General features: G+C 48.6%; 27 protein-coding genes. 11 read left to right on the top strand and 16 right to left on the bottom strand.

The window, feature by feature from the left end; translation table 11 throughout:
- Nucleotides 1–67: 67 nt before the first annotated feature.
- On the bottom strand, nucleotides 68–841 hold the full coding sequence (locus AB9R92_RS14985; RefSeq protein WP_370670254.1) for a Cof-type HAD-IIB family hydrolase: 774 nt from the start codon (nucleotides 839–841) through the stop codon (nucleotides 68–70).
- 280 nt (nucleotides 842–1121) lie between these two features.
- On the opposite strand from AB9R92_RS14985, the gene AB9R92_RS14980 reads away from it, so the two are divergent.
- Both AB9R92_RS14980 and rnjA read left to right on the top strand, forming a co-directional pair.
- The gene (locus AB9R92_RS14980) at nucleotides 1122–1337 is read left to right on the top strand and encodes a DNA-dependent RNA polymerase subunit epsilon (protein WP_370670253.1); all 216 of its coding nucleotides are present in this window, start codon (nucleotides 1122–1124) and stop codon (nucleotides 1335–1337) included.
- Complete coding sequence (gene rnjA, locus AB9R92_RS14975; RefSeq protein ID WP_370670252.1) at nucleotides 1337–3004, top strand: ribonuclease J1; 1668 nt, start codon at nucleotides 1337–1339, stop codon at nucleotides 3002–3004. The genes AB9R92_RS14980 and rnjA overlap by 1 nt, the downstream gene beginning before the upstream one ends.
- A 40-nt stretch (nucleotides 3005–3044) precedes the next feature.
- Here the strand turns inward: rnjA and AB9R92_RS14970 are convergent, their stop codons facing one another.
- Entirely contained in the window at nucleotides 3045–3704 is a 660-nt protein-coding gene (locus AB9R92_RS14970) for a potassium channel family protein (RefSeq protein ID WP_370670251.1), read from the bottom strand.
- 69 nt (nucleotides 3705–3773) lie between these two features.
- Nucleotides 3774–4079 carry a hypothetical protein gene (locus AB9R92_RS14965; RefSeq protein WP_257983492.1) on the bottom strand — a complete coding sequence of 102 codons (306 nt, stop codon included), beginning with the start codon at nucleotides 4077–4079 and terminating at the stop codon, nucleotides 3774–3776.
- Nucleotides 4080–4441: 362 nt separating this feature from the next.
- On the opposite strand from AB9R92_RS14965, the gene AB9R92_RS14960 reads away from it, so the two are divergent.
- The 6 genes from AB9R92_RS14960 (at nucleotide 4442) to AB9R92_RS14935 (ending at nucleotide 10081) form a co-directional block, all read left to right on the top strand.
- On the top strand, nucleotides 4442–4981 hold the full coding sequence (locus AB9R92_RS14960; protein WP_370670250.1) for a helix-turn-helix domain-containing protein: 540 nt from the start codon (nucleotides 4442–4444) through the stop codon (nucleotides 4979–4981).
- 15 nt (nucleotides 4982–4996) lie between these two features.
- On the top strand, nucleotides 4997–6100 hold the full coding sequence (locus AB9R92_RS14955; protein ID WP_370670249.1) for an ABC transporter ATP-binding protein: 1104 nt from the start codon (nucleotides 4997–4999) through the stop codon (nucleotides 6098–6100).
- Entirely contained in the window at nucleotides 6093–6917 is an 825-nt protein-coding gene (locus tag AB9R92_RS14950) for an ABC transporter permease (RefSeq protein ID WP_370670248.1), read from the top strand. Before AB9R92_RS14955 ends, AB9R92_RS14950 begins: the two co-directional genes overlap by 8 nt.
- On the top strand, nucleotides 6901–7707 hold the full coding sequence (locus AB9R92_RS14945; protein WP_370670247.1) for an ABC transporter permease: 807 nt from the start codon (nucleotides 6901–6903) through the stop codon (nucleotides 7705–7707). The genes AB9R92_RS14950 and AB9R92_RS14945 overlap by 17 nt, the downstream gene beginning before the upstream one ends.
- Nucleotides 7704–8780: an ABC transporter substrate-binding protein gene (locus tag AB9R92_RS14940; protein ID WP_370670246.1), complete on the top strand. Its 1077-nt coding sequence runs from the start codon at nucleotides 7704–7706 to the stop codon at nucleotides 8778–8780. The genes AB9R92_RS14945 and AB9R92_RS14940 overlap by 4 nt, the downstream gene beginning before the upstream one ends.
- A gap of 107 nt (nucleotides 8781–8887) precedes the next feature.
- Nucleotides 8888–10081: an MFS transporter gene (locus AB9R92_RS14935; RefSeq protein WP_370670245.1), complete on the top strand. Its 1194-nt coding sequence runs from the start codon at nucleotides 8888–8890 to the stop codon at nucleotides 10079–10081.
- A 55-nt stretch (nucleotides 10082–10136) separates the two neighbouring features.
- Here the strand turns inward: AB9R92_RS14935 and AB9R92_RS14930 are convergent, their stop codons facing one another.
- The 6 genes from AB9R92_RS14930 to fadH all read right to left on the bottom strand — a co-directional run bounded on the left by AB9R92_RS14930 (nucleotide 10137) and on the right by fadH (nucleotide 15762).
- On the bottom strand, nucleotides 10137–11252 hold the full coding sequence (locus tag AB9R92_RS14930; protein WP_370670244.1) for an N-acetyldiaminopimelate deacetylase: 1116 nt from the start codon (nucleotides 11250–11252) through the stop codon (nucleotides 10137–10139).
- 10 nt (nucleotides 11253–11262) lie between these two features.
- Nucleotides 11263–11976 (bottom strand): 2,3,4,5-tetrahydropyridine-2,6-dicarboxylate N-acetyltransferase, encoded by a 714-nt coding sequence (gene dapD / locus AB9R92_RS14925; protein ID WP_370670243.1) that lies wholly within the window; start codon nucleotides 11974–11976, stop codon nucleotides 11263–11265.
- A 66-nt stretch (nucleotides 11977–12042) separates the two neighbouring features.
- Nucleotides 12043–12918 carry a transcriptional regulator CcpC gene (locus AB9R92_RS14920; RefSeq protein WP_370670242.1) on the bottom strand — a complete coding sequence of 292 codons (876 nt, stop codon included), beginning with the start codon at nucleotides 12916–12918 and terminating at the stop codon, nucleotides 12043–12045.
- The gene (locus AB9R92_RS14915; protein WP_370670241.1) at nucleotides 12908–14386 is read right to left on the bottom strand and encodes an MDR family MFS transporter; all 1479 of its coding nucleotides are present in this window, start codon (nucleotides 14384–14386) and stop codon (nucleotides 12908–12910) included. The genes AB9R92_RS14920 and AB9R92_RS14915 overlap by 11 nt, the downstream gene beginning before the upstream one ends.
- Before the next feature lie 64 nt (nucleotides 14387–14450).
- Nucleotides 14451–14894, bottom strand: coding sequence for a cyclic-di-AMP-binding protein CbpB (gene cbpB / locus AB9R92_RS14910; protein ID WP_370670240.1), 444 nt, complete (start codon nucleotides 14892–14894; stop codon nucleotides 14451–14453).
- Between the two features lie 100 nt (nucleotides 14895–14994).
- On the bottom strand, nucleotides 14995–15762 hold the full coding sequence (fadH, locus tag AB9R92_RS14905) for a 2,4-dienoyl-CoA reductase (RefSeq protein ID WP_370670238.1): 768 nt from the start codon (nucleotides 15760–15762) through the stop codon (nucleotides 14995–14997).
- A 126-nt stretch (nucleotides 15763–15888) separates the two neighbouring features.
- Here fadH and AB9R92_RS14900 point away from each other — a divergent pair, with 126 nt between their 5' ends.
- Nucleotides 15889–16350 (top strand): YkyB family protein, encoded by a 462-nt coding sequence (locus AB9R92_RS14900; RefSeq protein WP_370670237.1) that lies wholly within the window; start codon nucleotides 15889–15891, stop codon nucleotides 16348–16350.
- A 37-nt stretch (nucleotides 16351–16387) separates the two neighbouring features.
- Here the strand turns inward: AB9R92_RS14900 and AB9R92_RS14895 are convergent, their stop codons facing one another.
- Together AB9R92_RS14895 and AB9R92_RS14890 are read right to left on the bottom strand one after the other, a co-directional pair.
- On the bottom strand, nucleotides 16388–17257 hold the full coding sequence (locus tag AB9R92_RS14895; protein WP_370670236.1) for an NAD(P)-dependent oxidoreductase: 870 nt from the start codon (nucleotides 17255–17257) through the stop codon (nucleotides 16388–16390).
- Nucleotides 17258–17486: 229 nt separating this feature from the next.
- Complete coding sequence (locus AB9R92_RS14890; protein WP_274843807.1) at nucleotides 17487–17675, bottom strand: hypothetical protein; 189 nt, start codon at nucleotides 17673–17675, stop codon at nucleotides 17487–17489.
- Nucleotides 17676–17811: 136 nt separating this feature from the next.
- Between AB9R92_RS14890 and AB9R92_RS14885 the strand changes: the two genes are divergently transcribed.
- Nucleotides 17812–18426 (top strand): CPBP family intramembrane glutamic endopeptidase, encoded by a 615-nt coding sequence (locus AB9R92_RS14885; RefSeq protein ID WP_370670235.1) that lies wholly within the window; start codon nucleotides 17812–17814, stop codon nucleotides 18424–18426.
- Between the two features lie 100 nt (nucleotides 18427–18526).
- Entirely contained in the window at nucleotides 18527–19165 is a 639-nt protein-coding gene (locus tag AB9R92_RS14880) for a hypothetical protein (RefSeq protein ID WP_370670234.1), read from the top strand.
- A gap of 30 nt (nucleotides 19166–19195) precedes the next feature.
- Here the strand turns inward: AB9R92_RS14880 and AB9R92_RS14875 are convergent, their stop codons facing one another.
- The 5 genes from AB9R92_RS14875 to AB9R92_RS14855 form a co-directional block, all read right to left on the bottom strand.
- Nucleotides 19196–19639: a MarR family winged helix-turn-helix transcriptional regulator gene (locus tag AB9R92_RS14875; protein ID WP_370670233.1), complete on the bottom strand. Its 444-nt coding sequence runs from the start codon at nucleotides 19637–19639 to the stop codon at nucleotides 19196–19198.
- A gap of 81 nt (nucleotides 19640–19720) precedes the next feature.
- Nucleotides 19721–21070, bottom strand: coding sequence for a TrkH family potassium uptake protein (locus tag AB9R92_RS14870; protein WP_370670232.1), 1350 nt, complete (start codon nucleotides 21068–21070; stop codon nucleotides 19721–19723).
- Between the two features lie 220 nt (nucleotides 21071–21290).
- The gene (locus AB9R92_RS14865; RefSeq protein ID WP_370670231.1) at nucleotides 21291–22637 is read right to left on the bottom strand and encodes an anti-sigma factor domain-containing protein; all 1347 of its coding nucleotides are present in this window, start codon (nucleotides 22635–22637) and stop codon (nucleotides 21291–21293) included.
- Between the two features lie 23 nt (nucleotides 22638–22660).
- Nucleotides 22661–23407 carry an RNA polymerase sigma-I factor gene (sigI, locus tag AB9R92_RS14860; RefSeq protein ID WP_370670230.1) on the bottom strand — a complete coding sequence of 249 codons (747 nt, stop codon included), beginning with the start codon at nucleotides 23405–23407 and terminating at the stop codon, nucleotides 22661–22663.
- A gap of 191 nt (nucleotides 23408–23598) precedes the next feature.
- On the bottom strand, nucleotides 23599–24357 hold the full coding sequence (locus AB9R92_RS14855; RefSeq protein WP_370670229.1) for a TerC family protein: 759 nt from the start codon (nucleotides 24355–24357) through the stop codon (nucleotides 23599–23601).
- Nucleotides 24358–24446 lie beyond the last annotated feature (89 nt).

Here is a 24446-nt window from a genome sequence, read left to right as displayed (position 1 = left end):
GCCCTCCATTTTTGAGGAGGCGGGGTTTTTCTATGGAAGTTGAAAACTGCTGGCCTGACTAATAAAATTACCGGCTCAGGCCGAGAAACTCGAATGCGCTTGCGAGCCCGCCTTCATCTACATGTCCTGTGATGTGATTGGCGCGTTTTTTCGTTTCTTCATGGCCGTTTGCCATCGCTACGCTAAATCCGGCTATTTCCATCATTTGAAGATCGTTCAAGCCGTCGCCAAAAGCAATCGTATCCTCCATGCGATGGCCAGTGGCGCGGATCAATTGCTTGATGCCTTCCGCTTTGCTGCCGCCTTTTGGAAGAATGTCGCACGATACCCGGTGCCAGCGGACAAAATCCACGTTCTGGAATTCTTTATGGTATTGGCTTTCTTCATGCTCTTCGCAAAAGACCAGCGCCTGGTACACATCATTCGTCCGGTAAAAGTGTTTATCCTTTTCCGGATGCGGGAACTTCAAGCTCTTGATGCTTTCATCGATGTCAGGATGAAAATCGATCGAAGAAACCATTTTATGTTCATTCAGGAAGACCAGCGGATGGTCCCTGCGCTCCGCAAATGCCAACACTTTTTCCAAGGTCTCGGAATCGATAGCCTGTTTATGCACCGCTTCATTTTCAAACGCGATGTACTGCCCATTGAAAGTGATATACGTATCGATTGCTAATTCTTCGAGCAAGGAGCCGATCATAAACGGCGCACGGCCCGTCGCGATGGCCAGCTGGTGACCGTTCGCACGGGCTGCAACCAACGCTTGTTTTGTAGCTTCCGGCAATTGCTTGTTCGTATCGAGCAAGGTGCCGTCGATATCCAATAATAATAATTTCGACATATTCCTATCTCCAATCTTTTAGGGGCTTTTCCTCATACGCCCCCTTTGCTTTTGTCAGAAAAAACAGTATACTATACATAAGGAGTGGTGGGCCATGCTGAAACGGTTGAAACGCAGACTACTCAGACAGCTCAACGGCATTATGAACAAAAAGAAGATAGCATAAGGTTTGTTTCGGCCCTTCTTAATAAATAGGAGGGCTATTCTTTATTTTAAAACAATGACATGATAATATAAAGAAAGTGCATTTATATTGAACGTGGAAAAAGGAGAGCAAAATATGATTTTTAAAGTATATTACCAAGAAAACCGTTTTGAAGTACCAGTTCGTGAAAACACAAAAAGTTTGTATGTAGAAGCTTCCACCGAGCGGGAAGTCCGTCACCACTTGAAGGACCGCAACTTCAACATTGAACTCGTGCAGCTTTTGGAAGGCCAGCATCTCGAATACGAACAAGCCTCCCAAGATTATCAAGTGGAGTCTATCGACGCATAATGAAATTCGTGAAAAATGATCAAACAGCTGTTTTCGCGCTCGGCGGACTGGGCGAAATCGGCAAAAACACATATGGCGTTCAATTCCAGGATGAAATCATCCTCATTGATGCCGGAATCAAATTCCCGGAAGACGATTTGCTCGGAATCGATTACGTCATCCCGGATTACACTTACCTAGTTAAAAACGCCGATAAAATCAAAGGCCTTTTCGTTACCCATGGCCACGAAGACCATATCGGCGGCATTCCTTACTTACTCAAACAAGTGAACATGCCAGTCTATGGCGGTAAGCTAGCACTTGGCTTATTGCGTAAAAAACTGGAAGAACACGGCTTGCTGCGCCAAACGAAAATGATCGAAATCGAAGAGGAAGATGTCATTAAATTCCGCAAAACTTCGGTCAGCTTCTTCCGGACGACACACAGCATCCCGGATTCATTCGGTGTCGTCGTCAAAACCCCACCGGGCAGCATCGTCCACACGGGCGACTTTAAATTCGACTTCACGCCAGTCGGCGAGCCGGCCAACCTTTTGAAAATGGCTCAAATCGGCAGCGAAGGCGTGCTATGCCTGTTGTCCGACTCGACCAATGCGGAGATCCCGAATTTCACGATGTCCGAACGCAAAGTCGGCGAGACCATCAAGGAAATCATGCGGAAAGTCGAAGGGCGTTTGATTTTCGCCACGTTCGCTTCCAATATATACCGATTGCAACAAGTGACCGAGGAAGCCGTGCGCCAAGGCCGCAAAATCGCCGTTTTCGGCCGCAGCATGGACAACGCCATAACGATTGGCCGCGAGCTTGGCTATATTACGGCGCCGGAAGATGCATTTATCGATACCCAGACATTGAACCGGATGCCTGCCGATAAAGTGGTGATCCTTTGTACAGGTTCACAAGGCGAACCGATGGCTGCATTGTCACGGATTGCCAACGGCACGCATCGCCAGATCCAGATCCAGCCGAATGACACGGTCGTCTTCTCGTCTTCCCCGATTCCGGGCAATACGAGCAGCGTCAACCGCACAATCAACCTATTGTTCCGTGCAGGAGCCGATGTCATCCATGGCTCGTTGAATGATATCCATACATCGGGACATGGTTCACAAGAAGAAAACAAATTGATGCTGCGCTTGATCAAGCCGAAATACTTCATGCCAATACACGGTGAATACCGGATGCAGGCTCAACACGCTGAACTTGCAGTCGACTGCGACGTTCCGCGCGAAAATACCTTTATCATGGAAAACGGCGATGTCTTGGCTCTTGGCCAAGATGAAGCTTCTGTTGCGGGCCGCATCCCTTCCGGCGATGTTTACATCGACGGCAGCGGAATCGGCGATATCGGCAACATCGTCCTTCGCGACCGCCGCGTGCTGTCTGAAGAGGGGCTGGTCATCGTCGTTGTGAGCGTCGACAAGAAGAAAAGCCGTATGGTGTCAGGACCTGACCTCATTTCACGCGGATTCGTCTATATGCGCGAATCCGGCACGATGATTTACGAGGCCCAGCAGATGCTGAACCGCCACTTGAACAAAAAAATCCACAGCAAAAATACCGACTGGGCCGAACTGAAGACCGAAATTTCAGATGTCCTCGGGCCGTACCTTTACGAAAAAACAAAACGCCGCCCGATGATTCTCCCAGTAATCATGGAAGTATAAAAAAAGAAGCCCTCAGCGGCTTCTTTTTTTTTTGCCTTATTTAGTTCATGACTTTCTTTTCGAAACGGTTGATGTCGGCATCGGACCCGATGATGATCAGGATGTCGCCCTGTTCGATTTCCATATCCGCCTGTGGTGACACGATGATATCGTCCCCTCTTTTGATTGCGACGATATTGATGCCGTATTTGGCACGAATATCCAATTCAATCAAAGTATAGCCCGCCAGTTTTTCGTTCGCTTTGATCTCCATGATCGAATGCTCATCGGACAGCTCCAGATAATCGAGCACATTATTCGACAGGATGTTATGGGCGATCCGGATGCCCATGTCCCGCTCCGGATGCACAACTTTGTCCGCCCCGATTTTATGCAGCACTTTGGCATGGTAATCGTTTTGGGCTTTGACGGTGATTTTCTTGACGCCGATTTCCTTCAGCATGAGTGTCGTCAGGATGCTCGCTTGGATATTCTCCCCAATCGCAACGATGACCTGTTCGAAATTGCGGACCCCGAGGGACTTCAATACCGATTCATCTGTTGTATCGGCAACGACAGCTTGTGTCGCGATCGAAGCGAATTCATCCACCCGCTCATGGTCTTTATCGATGGCCATTACGTCAGCGCCCTGTTCGATCAATTCCCGGACGATGCTTCCGCCGAAACGCCCTAAGCCTATTACCACGAATTCCTTTTTCATGTCCATCCCCCATCTTCTTGTTTGCTCTTATTCATCATAGCCTTCTTTCTTCCATAAAAAAACCCCCGCTTATTTACGGGGATCGAGTGGGCGTTCAGGACGGTTCTCGCAGTACTCGCAGCTGATGTCGCTGCAGCGCTCTTCGCGCCACTCATTGCAGCTCGCGCAGTAGCTTGCATCGAATTCGTTATCGAAAGTCAATGGGTCCATGCATGTGTGGCAAAATGTATGGACGTCCATCCAATTGATGAACTTCTTGTCGGCTAGTAAGTAAAGCCCTTTTTCATCTTGTTTGTAATTCATGATGGATGGTTTTTGCGCTACCCGGTTTTTCGGGTCGAGGAAAAAATTCATCTTTCCGTTCAAGTTGATCACTCCCGTAGTTGGTTGGGCTTTTATGTCCCTGTCATCTGTCAATTTTGCACAACCGAAAACTTCTATATCAGTCTTTATGGACTTTGTGGTTTTTGCACTTTCTCTATAATAGTAATTGCCTTAGCTGATTGCAATAGATTCGGATTCATTTTCAAAAGTTTTTTTCCCCTTGAATTTCAGCGCAGGTTTTGTATAATGAATAAATACTTTAACTAAACTAAAAGTATATTTTTACTAAACTATCCTTCTGTTCATTTAACCGCCTAAACAAATCGCATTTATTCCATCTGAATGACGGGGCTTGTGCCGTCTATTACATTTTTTTCAATATCGTACCATTACTGAAGAATCGAGGAGACGGTATGCAAATCGGCAAAAAAATCAAGAACCTGCGGCTGAAAAATGGCTTGACCCAGGAAGAGCTCGGCTCGAGGACGGATTTGAGCAAAGGATTCATTTCACAGCTTGAACGCGATATGAACTCCCCTTCCATCGAAACGCTTTTTTCGCTTCTTGAAGTTCTTGGAACGACTCCAAAAGAATTTTTCACGGATGCCGAAGAGGCAAAACTTGTCTTCAAGGAAGAAGATCATACGGTCCACATCGATCGGGAATCGGGCTATGAAATCGACTGGCTCGTCCCGACATCGAATAAAAAGGAAATGGAACCGGTCTACCTGACCTTAGAACCATCCGGGAAGTTCAAGTCTTTTGAGCCCTCGGCATCCGAAACCTTCGTCTATGTCCTCAAAGGCGAAGTCCGCCTGGATATCGGCAGTCGTTTCTATACGGCAAAAGCCGGCGATTCCATCTACTATAGCGCGGATCATGAACACCAATTAGCGAATCATTCGACAGCCCGTGCAGAAATGATCATCGTCGCGACGAAATCTTATTTATAATCCAGGAGGTATATTATGAAGGACCAAGCGATCATCCGCTTTGATAATGTTGTCCAAACTTTTGAAGGTGCGGGCAATGTATTGAACAATATCAGTTTTGAAATGGAAAAAGGAAAATTTTACACCTTGCTCGGCCCTTCCGGCTGCGGCAAGACGACGATTTTGCGATTGATCGCCGGATTTAACCAGCCGACTAGCGGCGACATCTACATCAAAGGCAAGAAAGTCAATAAGATCCCTGCGAATGAGCGCCAAGTGAATACGGTATTCCAGGACTATGCGCTGTTTCCCCATTTGAATGTCTTCGAAAATGTGGCTTTCGGATTGCGCATCAAGAAGATCAAAAAAGCGGAAGTCGAACGCCGCGTCAAAGAGGCATTGGCATTCGTCAACCTGGATGGTTACGAGAACCGCGAGATTCACGAAATGTCAGGCGGCCAGCGCCAGCGCGTTGCCATCGCGCGGGCGATCATCAATGACCCCGAAGTGATTTTGCTCGACGAACCGCTGTCAGCGCTTGATTTGAAACTGCGTACCGAAATGCAATATGAATTGCGCGAGCTGCAGCAGCGACTCGGCAAGACTTTCGTGTTCGTCACGCATGACCAGGAAGAAGCACTCGCGATGTCCGATGAAATCTTTGTCATGAACGCCGGGGAAATCCAGCAGAGCGGCACGCCGATGGACATTTACGATGAGCCGATCAATCGTTTTGTCGCTGATTTCATTGGAGAATCGAATATTGCTGAAGGCGTCATGGTCGCTGATTACCGCGTCCGCTTTGCCAATAAGGAATTTGAATGTGTCGATAAAGGTTTAAGCTCGAACGAACAAGTGGAAATCGTCATCCGCCCGGAAGACTTGGAAATCACCAAACCGGAAAACGGAAAAATGGCGGTCCGTGTCGATAGCCAATTATTCCGCGGTGTCCATTATGAAATCTCCACTTATGACGAAACAGGCAATGAATGGCTGGTCCATTCGACCAAACGTGTGGAAGTCGGCGCACAGATCGGCCTTGATTTCGACCCTGAAGCGATTCATGTCATGCGCATGAACGAATCCGAAGAAGCGTTCGATGCCCGTCTCGAGTCCTACGGAGCCGTTTCCAATGAGTAATCGCTCCTCACGGCCGTGGTACCTGGCGCCTTATTATATATGGATACTATTATTCGTCATCGCCCCGATCGCACTCGTTGTCTATTTTTCGTTTCTCGACCTGGCCGGCGACTTCACTTTGGAAAACTACGCGAACTTCTTTTCATCGACGTATTTCCGCATGACGCTCAGTTCGTTTTGGTATGCCTTCCTCATCACTTTCATTTCGGTGCTGATCGCCTATCCGACAGCTTACTGGCTGACGAAAACAAAGCATAAGCAGCTATGGCTGTTGTTGATCATCATCCCTTCGTGGATCAACCTGTTGCTGAAAGCTTATGCATTCATCGGCATTTTCGGGCTGTACGGGCCTGCCAATCAATTGATCCAGTTTTTCGGCGCAGGACCGTTGCAGATCCTGTTCACCGATTTCAGTTTTGTGTTTGTCGCGGTCTATATTTTCATCCCGTTCATGGTGCTGCCGATCTTCAACTCGCTCGATAAAATCAATCCGGCTTTGATTGATGCATCGCGCGATCTCGGCGCTTCTCAGTGGACGACATTCCGCCGCGTCATTTTCCCGTTGGCGATCAACGGGGTCAAATCCGGCGTGCAGGCCGTCTTCATCCCGGCCTTGTCATTGTTCGTCATTACCCGCCTGATCGCCGGCAATAAAGTGATCACGCTCGGCACCGCCATCGAACAGCAATTCCTGGTCACGCAGAACTGGGGCATGGGCTCGACGATCGCCGTGTTCTTGATTTTATTCATGATCATCATCATGCTGCTCACCGGCCCGAAAGAGAAAGGAGGGGCATTGAATGGCAAAGCTAAGTAAACCCGCCAAAATCTATTTGGCATTCGTCTTTTTTATTCTCTATGCCCCAATCTTCTATTTGATTTTCTATTCCTTCAATAGCGGCGGCACCATGTCCGGCTTTGAAGGTTTCACGTGGGAGCACTACGCGGCCGTATTCAACGACACGCGCCTGCTCGTCATCGTCTTGAACACCGTCATCGTCGCGTTATTGTCCGCGCTCATCTCGACAGCGATCGGCGTACTCGGCGCGATCGGCATCATTTTCTTGCGCAACCGGAAAATGCGCAACGCTGTCTTGTCCTTGAACACCGTGCTGATTGTTAGTCCGGATGTCATTATCGGGGCATCGTTTCTGATTCTCTTCACGATGGTCGGCGTGAAACTCGGCTTTGCTTCCGTCCTGGTCTCCCATATCGCCTTCAGCATCCCGATCGTCGTGATCATGGTGTTGCCGAAGCTGCAGGAGATGAGTTCCAGTTTGATCGATGCTGCGACGGATCTTGGGGCTTCGCAGCGCGATATTTTGACGCGCGTCATCATTCCCTATATCAAACCGGGCATATTCGCCGGCTTTTTCCTGGCATTGACGTATTCCCTCGATGATTTTGCCGTCACGTTCTTCGTCACCGGCAACGGCTTTGCGACATTGTCCGTCGAGATCTATTCGATGGCCAGAGCAGGCATCACGCTGACGATCAATGCGCTGTCCGCTTTGATTTTCGTCGTCACGCTCGGTCTTGTCCTCGGCTATTATTTCTTTAATCAGCGCTCCGCAGTGAACGCTGGAACAGGGGGGCCACGTCCATGAAAGGCATCATGAGAGCAAGCGCAGCCATCGTCATCATTTCCGCTATCCTTTTCTATGCCGTGCATCTTCTTGAGAGCAGCTCGGCAACGACGGGCAGCGGTTCGATATCGGTCTATAACTGGGGCGAATACATCGACCCGGAATTGGTCAGCCAATTCGAAGAGGAAACCGGCATCCAAGTCATCTACGAGACATTTGATTCGAACGAATCGATGATGACGAAAATTGAACAGGGCGGCACGTCTTATGACGTCGCCATGCCATCGGAATACGCCATCGAAAAAATGAAGGAAAATGATTTGCTGTTGCCAATTGACCATAACAAGATCCCGAATCTCGAAAACATCGACCCTTATTTCTTGGATTTGCCATTCGACCCGGGCAATGAGTATTCCATACCGTATTTTTGGGGCACTGTCGGCATCGCCTACAACCCGACGCTCCTTGAGGGGCAGACGTTCGAAAGCTGGGATGACCTGTGGGATCCCACGCTTGAACAGGAAGTGATCCTGGTCGACAGCGCACGCGAAGTCATCGGCATGGGCTTGAACAGCCTCGGCTATTCGCTGAACTCAACCGATCTTGGGGAATTGCGCGAAGCGACCGACAAACTGAAAACGCTTGGGCCGAATGTCAAGGCGATCATCGGCGATGAAATCGTCGAAATGATGCGCCGCGAGGAAGCAGCTGTGGCCGTCACCTGGTCCGGGCAAGCGGCGGATATGATGTGGATCAATGAAGACATCGATTATTCGGTTCCGGAAGAAGGTTCCAATCTTTGGTTTGATAACATGATCATCCCGTCGACAGCCGGCAATGTGGACGGCGCCCACCAATTCATCAACTTCATGCTCGACGCGGAAGTGGCGGCACAAAATGCTGATTACGTCGGCTATTCTTCCCCGAATGCGGAAGGTATCAAGTTGATGGATCCTGAAGTGACAGAAGACGAACGCTTCTATCCGACTGAAGAAATGCGCGACCGCCTCGAAGTTTACGAAAACTTAGGTCTGGAAATGCTCGGCGTCTACAACGAGCTATTTTTGGAATTCAAGATGGATATGGAAAAATGACAGGCAGAACTTCTGCCTGTTTTTTTCTGTTTAAATAAGGTATAGTAAATAAGTTCATAACACCAAAGTTTAGCTACACGAAATAATAACGGAGGAAGGTTAGGCTCATGGCCGTTAAATCAACTAAATTCGCCTTATACATTCTCATGTTCAATATGTTCATTGCCATGAGCGGGATTGGCCTCATCATCCCGATCATGCCGGCATACTTGGAAACGTTCGGCGTTGCAGGCCAGGCGCTCGGTACCTTGATCGCCACTTTCGCTTTTGCCCAATTCCTTTTTTCGCCGATTTCCGGGGAACTCTCCGATAAATACGGGCGCAAGAACTTGATCATTTTCGGCCTGGTCGTATTTGGCTTGTCACAGCTCCTATTCGGCATGGCAACCGAATTATGGGTCCTCTACCTTGCACGTTTCTTCAGCGGCCTCGGCGGCGCATTCCTGATCCCGCCGATGATGGCATTTGTGGCCGATATCACGACATACGAAGAACGGGGCAAAGGAATGGGCTTGCTCGGCGCGTCGATGTCCCTTGGCTTCATGATCGGGCCTGGCATCGGCGGTTTCCTGTCTGAAGTCAGCCTGCAGTTCCCGTTCTATGTCGCAACTTCTGTCGCTTTGTTGTCCGCTTTGCTCTCCTATATCGCCTTGCCTAACGTCAAACCGGCCGTACAGGCTGTGGACTATAAACGCGAGAACCTGTACCAGCAGATGAAGCGCTCTGTCTACACACCGTATTTCGTCATGCTGCTGGTCATGTTCATCTTTGCATTCGGGCTGTCGAATTTCCAGTCGACGATCGCCTTGTATGTCGATAAACAGTTCCAATTCACGCCGAAAGAAATTTCGGTCGTCATCACTGTCGGCGGCTTTGTCGGCGTAATCGTGCAAACTTTCGTCATCGACAGCTTGTTCAAGCGTTTCGGCGAGATGCGCGTCATCCTTGTCAATCTGCTCATTTCAGCCGCAGCAATGATTGGCATTCTGTTCGTCAATACTTTCTGGACGATCCTATTCGTGGCAGCAATCTTTTTCACAGCCGCCTCCCTCCTGCGCCCTGCAATCAATACGCTCATTTCAAAACTCGCTGGCGATTCGCAAGGATATGCGGCCGGCATGAACAATGCCTACATGAGCCTGGGCAATATGATTGGCCCGGCACTTGCCGGGATCCTGTTCGATATCGACATGAGCTTCCCGTATATTACCGGAACCTTCATTTTGCTCGTCTGCTTCTTTATCGCCTTTAACTGGTCGACGCGAAAAAAAGAGCTGCTGCAGGAAAGCCGCAGCAGCTGAATACTTAATTAAGTTAAACAAAAAGCGAGACGCCATAAGCGGCATCTCGCTTTTTTTATCGTTGCTTGAAATAATCATAAATGAACTTGGGCATGAACGACAGGAGCCTCTCGTCCGGCGCCAGTTGGGCATGGTGCAAGCCGTATTCCGATCCGGCCCCTGCCCAGAACATCAAAGCCGGCAGCTGTTCGGTGAAATAGCCGAAATCTTCACCTGTCATAGCGGCTTTGCTGCGGACTGCTTGAATGTCCGGCGTGCCCTGTGCATAGCTCAAAAACGATTCGGCAAGCCATTCGTCATTGTCTACTTGGCGATAATTGGACCCGTAATCAATCGACACACGGCATTCATAGCCTTCTTCGATCGAGCGGCACAGCGATTCGACGCGTTTTTTTACGCTTTCCATCGACTCGGGCGTCAAGGTGCGGATTGTACCTTCCAGGCGCGCCCGTTCAGCGATGATGTTCTGCACCGTGCCGGCCGACATCTTCCCGACCGTCAATACGGCTGAATCCATCGGGTCGACATTGCGGCTCACGATTGTCTGCAATTGCATCAATAAAGCCGCTGCAGCCACCGCCATATCGCGCGTCTGATGCGGATATGCCGCATGGCCGCCTTTGCCGTGCAGATCGATGAACAATTCCGATGTGTTGGCAAAGAGCAGCCCAGGCTTCGTTGCGACAGTGCCGACCGGCAGTTCAGGTGCAATGTGGAGGGCAAATAGTTCATCCGGCAAGAGATCCGGACGCTCTTTTTCAAGCCATTCCAAAAGCGGCTGTGCACCGCCCGGCCCTTCTTCTGCAGGTTGGAACAAGATCACGACATCATTATCAATCGGGTGTTCAACTAACTGTTCCAGCAAGCCAAGCGCGACTGTCATGTGGACATCGTGCCCGCATGCATGCATGAACCCTTCGTGGCGCGAGGAAAATGGCAGTCCGGTTTCCTCGCGGATCGGCAATCCGTCGATATCCGTGCGCCAGCCGATTGTTTTTTCGGGCGAGCTGCCACTTACTTTGACAACCAATCCTGTGCGCCATTCAATTAGCTCGATGCGACCTGAGGCCATTTGCGAAATAATATCTTTCAAATAGCTTTGCGTTTTAAATTCCTGAAATCCGATTTCCGGAATTTCATGAAGCTCTCTTCTGATTCGAATAAGATCCATAATTGCCCTCTTACAGCTGGCGGAGTTCTTGCTTGATTTCTGTTTTCGAACGGGTCTTTTCATCCATCAGCTTCAATACGCGTGCTGGCGTGCCGCCGACAACTGCGTTTTCAGGCACATCTTCGATAACGACAGCCCCCGCAGCGACGACGGAGCCCTTGCCGATGCGGACGCCTTCCAATACGACTGCGTTCGCGCCGATCATGACATCGTCCTCAATGATTACCGGTGTGGCAGATGCAGGCTCAATCACGCCTGCCAATACAGCGCCGGCGCCGATATGGCAGTTTTTCCCGACTGTCGCGCGGCCGCCCATGATGACGCCCATGTCGATCATCGTGCCATCACCGATGACAGAACCGATATTGATGACAGCGCCCATCATGATGATGCAATTGTTGCCGATTTCTACGTTTTCACGGATAAACGCACCGGGTTCGATGCGGGAGTTGATGTTTTTCAAGTCGAGCATCGGGATCGCTGAGTTTCTGCGGTCATTTTCCACTACGGAATCTTCGATGACTGAGGCGTGCTGCTCAAGTGCTTTTTCCACTTCCGCCCATTCGCCGAACACTGTGGCATGATTGCCTTCACCGAATACTTTCGAGCCTTCGCCAAAATTAAGCGCAGCTACGCCTTCACCTTTGACATATACTTTTACAGGCGTCGATTTCTTCGCATTCTGTATGTACGAAATAATTTGATTTGCATCCATTTGTTCCATTGATCAAAACCTCTTTCTCTCATGTAATGGTGTTATTATATCTGAGTCAGTATAATAATACATTCTTTAGTCTAACAGAGTGGCGTGTTTTTTGACAATATCGACAAAGGCTTCGACCTGCCGGAGCTGGAAAGAAGATTCATAGCCGATTAGCCACGTATCGCGTGTCAGCTCAAGTTCCTCTTCGCTATTCGTCAGCGGCACCGTGTGGACATCCTCCGATCCGGTCAAAGTGATCGATGGCAAAATGGCATAGCCGATGCCATTGACTGCCATCTGTTTGCACGTTTCGATCTGATCGACCGTAATTTGCCGTTTCGGATTGGAAGCGAAATGCTTCTGCCACCATTGCTGGATTTCCTCGTAATACGTGGAATCGCTTTTAAATTGGATGAACGGCCGTTCCGTTTGCATTACTTCTTCCAAGGAACTGATTTCCTTATCAACTAAATACAAAGTGTCTTTGAACAAATGGATCTTCGGGCCTTTCCAGTCGGTCTGTCCCCGGACAATGCCGATATGGGCTTCGCCGTCGTATAGGGCGCGGACAATCTCTGAACTCCAGCCGGTGATCAATTGCACTTTCGCTTCCGGATACAAGGTGATGAAATCTTTCAGCACTTTCGGGAGCCAGTTCTGGCCGATGATCGACGCGCAGGCGATTTTCAAAGTGCCGTGTACTTTTTCACTTAAAGTGTGCAGCTGTTCGAAAATCTCTTCCCGGCGCACAACCGCTTCTTTTGCGTATTGAATGACCAATTCTCCAGCCGGCGTCGGCGTCAGCCCTTTCTGGGAACGCACGAACAATTGCTGGCCCCACTCTTTTTCGATGGATTGCAATCGCTGTGACAAAGCAGGCTGCGATAAGAAAAGCCGTTCTGCCGCTTTTCTCATATTGCCTTCTTCAGCGAGGACTTTAATTATCATTTCTTCATTTGACATCCGGTTTCACTCCTTTCAACCCGCGCAAGCCGAAAATCAGCAGGAAACTGAGCAAGGCGCAGAGCAATGCAATGCTATAGACGTTGCGCAGCCCGAAAGCCAAGGCTTCCTGCAGCACCAGCTTATCCCCTTCCGGCAGCTGCACGCGGCTATCGATGCTCAAAATCGAGTTGACCGATTCCAGCGTTAAGCTATTGCCCGAATCATCCAGCCGGTTCAATAGCGAGCTGTTCAATATGCTGCCAAGAAGCGCAACGCCGATCGTGCTGCCAAGGTTACGCATGAACATATTCGAAGCGGTGGCCGCCCCCCGCTTATCGTAAGACACTGCGGATTGGATCGAGACGATAAAGGCAGTACTGGTCAATCCCATGCCGACACCGACGAAGAAACTCGACATCCCTGCCCACAGCGGCCCAAATCCGGGCTGCATCAGGACAAACAACGCCGTTCCGAGCAGAAGGAACGTACCTCCCATAAGCGAAGTACGGAAATAACCGATGTTGATCAAAAGCCTTCCGGACAGGACAGAAGCGATTGGCCACCCGATCGACATCGTCGTCAACGTAAATCCTGCGATTGCCGCTGGCTGCTCCATCACCCCCGTCACATAAGCCGGCAAATAGCTGGAAATGCCGATCAATATAATTCCCGTCGCGAGCGAAACCAAATTTGCGTAGAGAATCGCCCGATTTTGCCAAATTTCAAACGGCATCATCGGATCGCTCGATGCCCGCTCTGCTTTGACAAACCAGAACAGGAACAAGGCGCCGATCGTTGCAAGCAAATAAGAAGGAGTCGAGAGCCAGCCAAAAGACACGCCCCCTTCGATTAGCAGATACAATACGCTGCTAAGTGCAACCGTCAAAAACAAGGCGCCTCTGAAATCGACTTTCGCCCGCTCCCTGCGCACCGGTTCTTTCAAATAAACCAAGATGCCAAGCAGCGACAAGATCCCAAGCGGCAAGTTGACCCAGAAAACGTATTGCCAGCCGATCGTCGCAACGAGAACACCACCGATCGCAGGGCCGGCGATGGCCGATATCCCCCATACGCTCGACAAATACCCTTGTATCCTCGCCCGTTCTTCAGGAGAATAAATATCCCCCACAATCGTTGAGGCAATCGGCATGATAGCCCCAGCACCCGCTCCTTGGATAAAGCGGAAAGCGATTAACTGCTCCATCGAATCGGCCAACCCGCAGAGCCAGGAGCCAATTAAAAACAACAGCATGCCAAATGCAAAAATCGCTTTCCTGCCGACAAGGTCCGCTAATTTCCCGTACAACAGCACCGTCACTGTGCTCATGAGCAAATAAGCGGAAAACACCCAACTGTATTTCGAAAAACCGCCGAGGTCTGCGGCAATGCTCGGCATCGCTGTCGAGACAATGGTCGCTTCGACCGCGGCAACGAACATCGCCAGCATAACCGCAATCAAGATGAGCGGGCGTTTCGATTGTTCCATATCGATCCCTTCTTTCAACCAGCAGAAAAAAAGGCCTCAATGGATGAGACCTTTTTCAGGGTGATTATCGTTTGAACTGGTAAAGTTGTTTTTTCAATTGCTTCAAGACGATCCGTCTCGTCAAAATCCCCATAAACATTCCGTCATCATCCACTACACAAAGAAAGTTTTGGTCAATCACCAAATCCAAGGCTTTTTGGAAGCGGTCATTCAAATGAATCAGCGGCAGGTCGGTCTGCATAATCTCCTCAACTCGAATATCGCCAAGTTTCTCATACTCTATATGGTCCATTCCAAGAATGGCGTCTGTGATGCGCTGGGCATTAATCAAGCCGTGAAACCGGTACTTTGCATCCAAAACCGGGATGGCGGAATAGCCGGTCTTCGTCAAAACCAATAAAGCATGCTCGGCGCTATTGCCGATTTGGACATGTGCTACTTTTTCGGACGAGATGACAAATTCTTCGATCGGGGTTTCAAGAAAATCTTTGCTCGGTAATGAAATCATGTGCTCTACTCCTTTTGCATCTCATGGTCTGATGCTGAAACACTTCGATTACATCATAACATAACACGATTCCCGAAACTATTTAATTGGGGATTTTGGCTTAAAAAGGGAATTTATTCAACCACTGGCCACCGTCTAAGGTCACGATTTCCCCGTTCATGTAAGCCGCTTTCTCTGACATGATGAATGCTGCCAGCTCTGCCACTTCTTCCGGTTTTCCAAGCCGCCCTAAAGGGACAGATTTCAAGGTCCGCTGCATCGCTTCTTGAGACTCGAAAAGTTTATCTGCGCCCCCAGTGCGTTCGATCGGGCCGGGAGCGATCCCGTTGACACGGATGCCGTATTGCGTGCCCCATTCCACCGCCAGCGTCCGGGTCAGCGACATGACCCCGGCTTTCGCGGCGGCGGAATGTGCGACGCCTGCGCCGGCATTCCAGGCATATGTAGCCAGCATATTAAGTATATTCCCCTTTGTGCCATTTTCAATCCAATAATTGCCCACTGCGTGGGAACAGAAAAATGTCCCATTCAAGACGATGTCAATAACAGAGCGCCATCCATTCGGCGATAATTTTTCAGCATGGACGATGAAATTCCCTGCCGCGTTATTGACTAGCCCATCGATCCGCCCAAATTTCTCATGCGCGAAATTGACCATCGCCTTGGCATGTTCAGGTTCACGGACATCCATCTGGAATGCTTCCGCTTGCCCGCCAAGCCCCGATAATTTCGTCAACGATTCGTTCAGTTTTTCCATATCCCGTCCCGTAATGATGACGTTCGCCCCTTCAGCGGCAAACTTTTCCGCCATATGAAAGCCCATCCCACTGGAGCCACCGGTCACGATTATTGTTTGTTCACTCAACATCTCAACATCCCCTTTTTTAGAATCATTTCCAGCGTCTTGGCACTATCCGGTTTATGTACAGTGACTGAAAATTTTGATATGATGGACAAAGACTGATCAATCCACTATTGCGAAAGGAATGAGCCCATGTCCTCAACGATGAAAGATTCGGAAATCGCACAAGCCATTTTCACTGTCAACCGCCACGCAAAGACCGCTCCTGACAATCAATTTCTGTATGCCTTAAAAAAGCAAGCCTTGAATCTGATGATCCAACAAAAACGGGCACAAAAGCTTGGCCTGCACTTCAGCAAAAACCCCCGAAAGAGCCAACAACAATCATCTGTCCTCGTGAAATGCGGCAATTATTATTTCCACATGCTTCCCAAAAAGGAAGATTTCCAGTCACTCGAGCATTTTGGCGATTTGGATGAATCCTATCGCAATCCGCCGAGCCGCATGAACTTGAAGCATGCAAAAGAATTGCTTCAAAATTACACCGGGCTGGAGCCTCCAGAAAAGAAGCCGGCCATTTCGGCTATTTCCAAACGCTACGAGCCGAAAGAAATGAATCGTTTCTATTCACCGAAAAAATCCTATTTTGATTGACCCTGCCGGCAGTTCAACACTGCCGGTTTTATTCTGCTTATTTTTCCGCAAAATCGAAATGGCGGATCAATGCCTGGGTGCCAAGGTCACCGTCCCCTGCACGTTCCAATTCCTCATAAATGCCCAGCGATAATTTCAATCCCGGAAGGTCCAGGCCCCATCGTTCGGATTCCTCTACCGCTATTTTCATATCCTTGATGAAATGCTTGATGTAAAATCCCGGACGGAAATCGCCTTCAATCATTTTCGGGGCCAAATTCGACAATGACCAAGAACCGGCTGCCCCGGCCGAGATGGAACGCAATACGTTCTCGGGGTCCAGTCCTGCCTTTTTCGCATAGATGAGTGATTCGCAGACACCCAGCATATTATTCGCGATGTTGATCTGGTTGCACATCTTTGTATGCTGCCCAGAACCTGCCGGGCCTTGAAGAATGATATTGCCGGCAAACAGCCGAAACAGTGGAAGCATTTGATTGAAAATATCTTCTTCACCGCCAACCATTACGGATAGAACGGCATTTTTCGCCCCGATATCCCCTCCAGAGACAGGTGCATCAAGGGCATGCAAGCCATTGGCCCGAGCAGCTTCTGCAATTTCCTGTGCCAGTTTCGGCTGGGAAGTGGTCAAATCGATGAGCACCGTTCCTTTGGCGGCATTTGCCAGCAAGCCGTTTTCGCCGAAATAGATTTCTTGCACATCCCTTGGGTACCCGACCATCGTAAAAATCACTTCTGTAGATTCAGCCAGCTCACGCGGATTGTTTTTCCAAACTGCGCCTTTTTCCAGTAATTCTTCTGCTTTTGCAGCCGTTCTCGTGAAGACGGATAATTCATGTCCTTCCTCCAGCAGATGGCGCCCGATGCTATTGCCCATGACCCCGGTCCCGATAAATCCAATTTTCATTTGATTGCCTCCTTTATATTTCCATAATAGCAAAAATCATCAGTCTATTCACTCTTCTTTTTCGGCATAAAAAAAAGGCCGGTCCATAAAGGGCCGACCACAAAAGGGGGAAATGAGAATGTTGCTGTGTTCAAGTATACTATGCCCCCTCAAAACATAGGCTAAACCTTTTTTTGCGAAAAAAATTTCATTGCATGATTTTCTTGCGATTCCGCCGTAATCCAACACATCATTTAGACGGTTCTACCGTATATTCATATTGCGTTTTGCCGTGATGGAAAGCCGTTCCCCTAAAATGTTTGAAATCTTCCCGTTCAGTCAATATCTTGCGAAACTCCAAAAACTCTTCTTTTGGAATATCCAGTGTGTCGATCTCGCCATTTTTCAATCGCTCCAGTTCGTTCGCATAATCAGTCATGAAATGTTCTCCTTTCCTTTCGTTTTGTTAAAATCCTTCTGTTATAATACTATACGGACGAAACCATGCCCGTCCAGCCACATTGCGCTTTGCCCACAACACGGGAAGCCTTTGTTGATTTAGGAGGATTTTTTCTATGCTTACTCTATTAAAGCGCCATACGCTAATCTGGCTATTGCCGCTTTCACTTTATTTATATCATCTAGCTTTCGAAAATACAGCCATCTTCTGGTATATGTACACTTTCGCCATTTTGGTGCTGATGTCGATCGCGCTCGTTAACTACTCTGTATTCGACGAATTGAAAACTTGGAAATCATTGGCATATGGCATGTTGTTCGGAAGCCTCATCTACACCGTCCTGGCACTTGGCTACCTGTTCTTCGATGTTCTTCCGCTTAATGTGGAAGGCCCAGTCTCCGCCATCCAAACCTTATTCGGCCCAACCAGCATTTGGCATTACCTATTGTTGATGTTTGTCATCGTTCCAGGCGAGGAACTTTTCTGGCGCGGCTATATCCAGCAGCAATTGAAAAAATACATGAAACTGCCGTTCGCCATTTTGGGCGCATCACTTTTATTCGGCATCGCGCTGGCCTTCAGCGGCTTCTGGCCAAGTATTGTGGCCGGCATTGTAGCAGGTGCATTGCTCGGTATCCTTTATGAATGGAAACGCAGCATGCCGCTATTAATCATCACTCACTTGGTCGTCCTGGTCTTCCTGTTCATCATCATGCCATTGCCGGTTTAAAGTTGTCGGCGATTTCAAAGCGCGGAAGATGACAAATGGTTTGAAACATTTCCTCTTTCTGCCCGTCTAATAGGGAAATCGGAAGGGAGGAATTTGATTCATGAAAAAGAATGCATTATTCACTCCATCACTGCTCACGATTGGCGTGCTTCTTGCAGGCTGCGGAACTGCAGAGCTTGCCGGGGAGGAAGCTGATACTGAGCCGGCTGAGAGCGCTGAGGAAGAAAGCGGTGAAACGACTGAAGAATTGGAAACGACTGAAGAATCGGCGGAAGAAACAGAAGGCATTTCAGGTGATGAACACAGTGAAACACCTGAAGGCGAACTGACGATGAGCGACGGGCAGGCTTACCAGCTTTATGTGCTGGAGGGCTATGAGTTCACTGCAGAAGAACCAAATCGCGATGTCATCTTCCTTCAAGAAAACGATGCCGTCTTCATGCGTGTTGAAACTTATTATCCGAGTGACATCGATTTCGACGAGCTGGTCAGCAATACACAAGATACCGTCCAGGCCTCCAATCCCGACGCTGAATTGGCTGAGTTCACAGGCTACGATAGCTCAGCATTCAGCAATTCAGCCGCCTATGAAGTGGAAACGGCTGAAGGCCACGTAACAGGCATCGCCTTCGAAGCCGACAATATCGTGGGCCGTGTGACGATCTTCGACCACAGCACCGTCGAAGCGAGGGACGATTTCATCCAAATGGCCCAAACCATCGAGCGTGTACAAAAATAAAAAAGATCCTCCCAAGCGGAGGATCTTTTTTCAATAGGACAAGTCTTTGATCGACAAGCCGATTTTCTTCATCAATTCGATGGCCTGCTCTTTTTCTTTCGAAGATAAAGCTGCCATCAGTTCGTGAAGCTTTTGCTCGTGTGCCGGGAAGATGTTCGCCATGAATGTCTTGCCTTCTTCCGTAATTTCCGCATAGGTGATGCGACGGTCGGTCGGGCAATTGACACGCGTGATGAACCCGCGTTTTTCCAGCTTGTCGATGACATACGTGATCGACCCGCTGGCCAGCAGGATTTTCCCGCCGATTTTTTGAAGCGGTTGGCGCCCCTTGTGATAAAGCAGCTCAAGTACAGCAAACTCTGTCGGATTGACGCCATTCTCCTGGAAAAATTGATTGGTTTGTTCCGAAATCGCTTTATGCGCACGGGACAAAACGATAAACAGTTTCAATGACTCTTTGATGTCTTCATTCATTTTCGTTCACTCATTTCCGCTATGATTACTCGATTGCTACAATTATATCCTTTTAACGGACGAATAGCACGTGCAGGTGACTTATCCGATGATGACGCGTTCTTTCGGATAATGGAATTTTGTCGGGTCCGTCTTGCCGCCGATAGTGAACAGGAACGAAATCAAGCCGACCCGCCCGATGAACATCAGGACCATGACAATCACTTTGCCGATCGAGGATAATTCACTCGTCAGCCCAAGCGACATCCCGCACGTACCGAACGCTGACGTAATCTCAAAGAGAATCTCCACAATCGATGCATTCGGTTCGGTAATGATCAATAACATCGTCGCTAGCAGCACCATCGCCCCTGCAAGGAACAGCACCGCAAATGACCGGAATACGTCAATCAATTCAATTTCACGGTTGAAAATTTGGATCGTGTTCTTGCCTCTCGCAAAATTGATCAAAAACAAGATGGCGATCGCAAAAGTGGTCGTCCGGATGCCGCCGCCTGCCGAACTGGGCGAGGCCCCGATGAACATAAGCGCACTCATGAATACGTTGGTCGCGTCGCTGAACTGCGTGATGTCGATGGTGACCAAACCACCGGAGCGGGATGATACCGAATGGAACAATGCCCCGAAAAAGGTCTGGTGCCAAGACATCCCCTTGAACGCGTTGACCGACTCCAAAATTAAGATGCCGACAGTGCCGACGACCAAGAGCATGCCGAAGATGCTCGTCGTAATTTTGGTAAACAGCGAGAATCGAAAATTCTTTGTCCCGTTCGACAAGAATTCCTTCAGTTCGATCAATACCGGAAAACCGATCGCCCCGAGGATAATCAGCAGCATGTTGACGATCTGGACGAAATAATCATCGACATAAGGCTGCAGTGACGCCCCTGTGATGTCGAATCCGCCGTTGGTAGTAGCCGTAACTGCCCCGAACACTCCGTGTAACAGAGCTTCGCTGAAAGTATAGAAGTATTGTGTGAAGTAGACGGTCAAAATCAATGCGCCGATTGCTTCGATCAGCAACAGGATCTTGACAATTTCGGTGATCAATTTGACAACACCGGCCATGCTCGATTGGTTGTGGTCGACCATGATCAATTGGCGCTCACGGAGCCCGATTCGTTTGCCGAGCAGTATCCAGAAAAACGTCCCGATCGACATAATGCCGATGCCCCCGAATTGAAGGATGACCATCAACACGATGATGCCGAATACCGATAAGGTTTGCGAGACATCGATGACCGTCAGGCCGGTGACACTGACTGCGCTGACGGCGGTAAATAAAGTGTCGATATAGGTCATGCTTACTCCAGGCTGCAGGACTCCCGGAAGCCGCAGGAGCAAAAAGGAAAAAGCAATCGCTACGAAATAATACGCCACGATTGCCTGTGCAGGTGTAAGATTTCGGACACGTTGAAATGATTTATTCATAGGCGTAAAATTCCCTTCCGCAACTGATTCTCTTCCCATTCTATGTAAAGTACAGTAAAAAGAAAAGGGCTTTTTTGTAAAGCCCAGTCTACTATAGCTATTCCAATTGAAAAGCACTGCTTTTTATGCCTGATTTTTTTGTGTCATAAAAAAACGCTTATCCCTTAGTCTGCTCGTTGAATGCAGATTCAAAAGAATAAGCGCTATTCATGGAAAAACATTATTGGTTCTTCTTATCTTGCTTATCAGCTTTCGGGTTTTTCTTTTCTTCGGTTTTAGGTTTCGGCACTTCATTATCTTTCACGGCAGGATTGGCTGGTTTTTGTTTCAAATCCTTCGGTTCTGCTGCTTTCATGCCATTCGCCTTGGATGAATTGCCGCTATTGTTGCTGTTGCTGTTGCTGTTGCTGTTGCTGTTGCTGTTGCTGTTGCTGTTGCTGTTGCTGTTGCTGTTAGGATTGCCATTTTTACTGTTCTTTTCTTTTGGATTGCCCTTGCCTGGATTGTCTTTAGGTGGCTGTCTGGCCTTGTTTTTTTCAGCAGGCGGCGCTTCGTTTTTTGGTTTTGTTTCCGCTTTTGAATTTCCGGAATTATTGCCTTTTCCAGCATTCGGGTTTTCCGGTTTTTCAGGTGCGGGTTTTTCTGGTTTTTTCGGTTGGGCAGGCTCCGTCTTTTCAGGCTTTTCCGGTTGTTTTTGTGCTGCTGGAGCGGTCGGGGCAGGTTCTTTTGGTTTGCTGTCAGGTTTCTGTTTCGGGACAGGTTTTTCCTGCGGCTTTGGCTTCTGTGATTTTTCCGCTTTGTGATTTTCCGAAGTGGATGGCTCGTTTTTCGTATTGGCTTTAGGAACAACAGGATCTTCTGCTTTAGAAGGAGCGTCCTGGCTTTTTGGTGCTTGTGTTTTCTCTGTATCTTCATTTTGTGCGGGCTGCACATCATTCTCTTGTTTATGCGGAGAAGTGAAGGTTCTGTCTTTTTCGATCAGCTTAGCCACTGGCACTTGCTGTTCTTTCGCCTCGCGCCACTGCTTTTTATTTGCTTCTTTCAGATGGACGCGCAAGTTTTTATTGCTGCCGGCAAACAAGGCTGCCAAAGCGATCTGTTCCACATTGACCGAACCATTCGTTTCCCCGTCTCCTTGCACCGTGGTAATCGTCACATGCTCCGTGTCTTCATTCACGGATAAGGCAAGCACGTTTTCTAAAACCACTTCGAGTTCCCGATTTTCCCAATCGGATAATTCTGCTATTAATTTCTTGCCGTCCTCATTCAGTTCTCGCAGCGAAATGACGTGCCAGGCATCATTTACGCCAAGCTCAATTCCTGGATTCGATTCGACTTGCACATAACCATACGCTTCTTCGGCGGGAAGCAGCCATGTGGAAATCAGCAAGACTAGCGCTGCGACCGACGCAATGAGCGGCATGGTAAAAGGCTTGAAGCGGCGATTCGAAGCTTTTACGGATTCGAAATATGCCTCTTCGCCTACTCTAGTGCCTTCTGTCGGCCTGCCGGTTACAAAGCTGCCATCTGCAAGCATGTAGACAGAACGGTCTCCGTCAAGTTCCATACATATGCCTTTTTGCACTCGCATCAGTTCAACCGCTCCTTTAAATAATCTTTTAAATAATACAACTCGCTCATCATCAATAGCGACATTGCAATTATGTATTTCCGGTTTCTCTCAATGGTTTTTCTCGAGACCTGGACATGTTCCTCGATGTGTTTGACCGGAAGTTTTTTCTTATCTAGCAGAAAATCTTTGTATTCATCCGTTTCTGCCACCAACTGGGCGATTTGGATTGCATTTCTCCTGGCATCTTCATGTGCCGGTGAAACTTTGGCAATCATCTGGAAAGACAAGCCGAACTCTGAGAGCATTTCCTCGAATTGAGTAATCTCTTCACGCCGCTTGTCAATCTGTTGCTGTTCCGAATGAAAGGCCGATGATGCACGATCGCCGATATGGTTGTGATGGTCTTCGTTTGGCGAAGCGTTGAAATCGTGGCTGAATTCCATGCGTTTGCTTTCTTTCCGGATATGGTCGATTACTCTCCGCCTGATGACCATATGCGCGAAAGTCAAAAACGAAGCGTCATGCCCGGGACGGTATTGCCGTATCGCTTCATGAAATGCCAAGAGTGCAATGCTGAATTCATCCTGATTATCATCGATGAATCGTTTGCATACTTGTGCAGCGGTTTTTTTCACAAATGGGATATGCGAAGAAATCAATTGCTCTTCGGCTTCTTCATCGCCTTGTTGTGCGAGCTTCACCAATGATTCAGCGGGCATTTCTGCTCCATATCCAAACAAACCGCCCAAAGCAGTCAATAGCATGCAACTCACCTCATTTCAATTCCTTTTTCTCTATTGTAGCTTTCAGTCCAGGAATTTGGAAGATTGAGGGGGCTTGCTACGTATTACATTCGTGTGACAGCCAGTGTTTGTGTCCGTCTTTTTGTGGATTGCTCAAAAATAGCCTTGCGGAGAAAATGCTCCACAAGGCTATTCAAGAATCCTTTATACGCTTAAGCGTTTTGATGCTTATTCTTTTTAATTCCCGTAAATACTCCGGTCAAGACAATTCCTAACAACACAAGCCAGAATGTGATAGTCCATGGCGTCGAATGCGGGAAATCATGCGGCAGTACCCCTAGTTTTTCATGGGATAAAGTCAAAACGACCAATTTGACCCCTACCCAGCCGACCACGACGAATGCCGCCGTTTCCAGCTGCGGATATTTTTCCAATAGCCGGACGAACTTATGGGCAGCAAAACGCATGATGATCACGCCAATCAACCCGCCTGCAAGCATGACGCTGAACTGGCCGCCATTGATGCCGCCGATGTCGAAATCGCCGAGATGGGGCAATGTCACCGCGAGCGCAACGGCCGCGAGCATTGAGTCGATGGCAAAGGCAATATCTGCCAGTTCTACTTTCAGAACGGTCATCCAAAAACCGGATCCTTTTGTTGTTTCAGGTTCTATCGTATGTTCTTTGCCTTTGCGCTGGTCATAGATATGCTTGACTGCGATAAACAGCAGGTAGGCGGCGCCAAGTGCCTGGATCTGCCAAATGTTCACCAGGAAAGTAATCATGAACAAAGCGGCGAAACGGAAGATAAAAGCTCCTGCTAAACCGTAGAACAAGGCTTTTTTCTGCTGTTGTTTTGGCAAATGCTTGACCATGACCGCCATCACCACCGCATTATCTGCAGCAAGCAAGCCTTCGAGTCCGATAAGCACAAGCAAAACCCATGCATACTCCAATAAGATGGTATCCATAATTTCCCTCCTGATTTTACCCGACAAAAAAGACCCATGCCTAATAAAAGGCAAAGGTCTTGCTAAGCGTTGTAGTGTGCCGCTATCAC

The organism is Planococcus sp. SSTMD024, from assembly GCF_041320495.1.
Taxonomy (GTDB): domain Bacteria; phylum Bacillota; class Bacilli; order Bacillales_A; family Planococcaceae; genus Planococcus.
Note: the sequence above shows the minus strand (reverse complement) of the source record. Positions and strands in the feature narration are given on the sequence as shown.

What these genes read in the sequence shown, in the direction of transcription:
- AB9R92_RS14935 (WP_370670245.1), top strand. Translation starts at nt 8,888, where the DNA reads ATGGCCGTTAAATCAACTAAATTCGCCTTATACATTCTCATGTTCAAT.
- fadH (WP_370670238.1), bottom strand. Translation starts at nt 15,762, where the DNA reads ATGTTGAGTGAACAAACAATAATCGTGACCGGTGGCTCCAGTGGGATG.
- AB9R92_RS14950 (WP_370670248.1), top strand. Translation starts at nt 6,093, where the DNA reads ATGAGTAATCGCTCCTCACGGCCGTGGTACCTGGCGCCTTATTATATA.
- AB9R92_RS14970 (WP_370670251.1), bottom strand. Translation starts at nt 3,704, where the DNA reads ATGAAAAAGGAATTCGTGGTAATAGGCTTAGGGCGTTTCGGCGGAAGC.
- AB9R92_RS14960 (WP_370670250.1), top strand. Translation starts at nt 4,442, where the DNA reads ATGCAAATCGGCAAAAAAATCAAGAACCTGCGGCTGAAAAATGGCTTG.
- AB9R92_RS14885 (WP_370670235.1), top strand. Translation starts at nt 17,812, where the DNA reads ATGCTTACTCTATTAAAGCGCCATACGCTAATCTGGCTATTGCCGCTT.
- AB9R92_RS14940 (WP_370670246.1), top strand. Translation starts at nt 7,704, where the DNA reads ATGAAAGGCATCATGAGAGCAAGCGCAGCCATCGTCATCATTTCCGCT.
- AB9R92_RS14895 (WP_370670236.1), bottom strand. Translation starts at nt 17,257, where the DNA reads ATGAAAATTGGATTTATCGGGACCGGGGTCATGGGCAATAGCATCGGG.
- AB9R92_RS14890 (WP_274843807.1), bottom strand. Translation starts at nt 17,675, where the DNA reads ATGACTGATTATGCGAACGAACTGGAGCGATTGAAAAATGGCGAGATC.
- AB9R92_RS14880 (WP_370670234.1), top strand. Translation starts at nt 18,527, where the DNA reads ATGAAAAAGAATGCATTATTCACTCCATCACTGCTCACGATTGGCGTG.
- AB9R92_RS14900 (WP_370670237.1), top strand. Translation starts at nt 15,889, where the DNA reads ATGTCCTCAACGATGAAAGATTCGGAAATCGCACAAGCCATTTTCACT.
- AB9R92_RS14915 (WP_370670241.1), bottom strand. Translation starts at nt 14,386, where the DNA reads ATGGAACAATCGAAACGCCCGCTCATCTTGATTGCGGTTATGCTGGCG.
- cbpB (WP_370670240.1), bottom strand. Translation starts at nt 14,894, where the DNA reads ATGATTTCATTACCGAGCAAAGATTTTCTTGAAACCCCGATCGAAGAA.
- AB9R92_RS14985 (WP_370670254.1), bottom strand. Translation starts at nt 841, where the DNA reads ATGTCGAAATTATTATTATTGGATATCGACGGCACCTTGCTCGATACG.
- sigI (WP_370670230.1), bottom strand. Translation starts at nt 23,407, where the DNA reads ATGCTATTGACTGCTTTGGGCGGTTTGTTTGGATATGGAGCAGAAATG.
- AB9R92_RS14865 (WP_370670231.1), bottom strand. Translation starts at nt 22,637, where the DNA reads ATGGAACTTGACGGAGACCGTTCTGTCTACATGCTTGCAGATGGCAGC.
- AB9R92_RS14955 (WP_370670249.1), top strand. Translation starts at nt 4,997, where the DNA reads ATGAAGGACCAAGCGATCATCCGCTTTGATAATGTTGTCCAAACTTTT.
- dapD (WP_370670243.1), bottom strand. Translation starts at nt 11,976, where the DNA reads ATGGAACAAATGGATGCAAATCAAATTATTTCGTACATACAGAATGCG.
- AB9R92_RS14855 (WP_370670229.1), bottom strand. Translation starts at nt 24,357, where the DNA reads ATGGATACCATCTTATTGGAGTATGCATGGGTTTTGCTTGTGCTTATC.
- AB9R92_RS14920 (WP_370670242.1), bottom strand. Translation starts at nt 12,918, where the DNA reads ATGTCAAATGAAGAAATGATAATTAAAGTCCTCGCTGAAGAAGGCAAT.
- AB9R92_RS14875 (WP_370670233.1), bottom strand. Translation starts at nt 19,639, where the DNA reads ATGAATGAAGACATCAAAGAGTCATTGAAACTGTTTATCGTTTTGTCC.
- AB9R92_RS14980 (WP_370670253.1), top strand. Translation starts at nt 1,122, where the DNA reads ATGATTTTTAAAGTATATTACCAAGAAAACCGTTTTGAAGTACCAGTT.
- rnjA (WP_370670252.1), top strand. Translation starts at nt 1,337, where the DNA reads ATGAAATTCGTGAAAAATGATCAAACAGCTGTTTTCGCGCTCGGCGGA.
- AB9R92_RS14945 (WP_370670247.1), top strand. Translation starts at nt 6,901, where the DNA reads ATGGCAAAGCTAAGTAAACCCGCCAAAATCTATTTGGCATTCGTCTTT.
- AB9R92_RS14930 (WP_370670244.1), bottom strand. Translation starts at nt 11,252, where the DNA reads ATGGATCTTATTCGAATCAGAAGAGAGCTTCATGAAATTCCGGAAATC.
- AB9R92_RS14870 (WP_370670232.1), bottom strand. Translation starts at nt 21,070, where the DNA reads ATGAATAAATCATTTCAACGTGTCCGAAATCTTACACCTGCACAGGCA.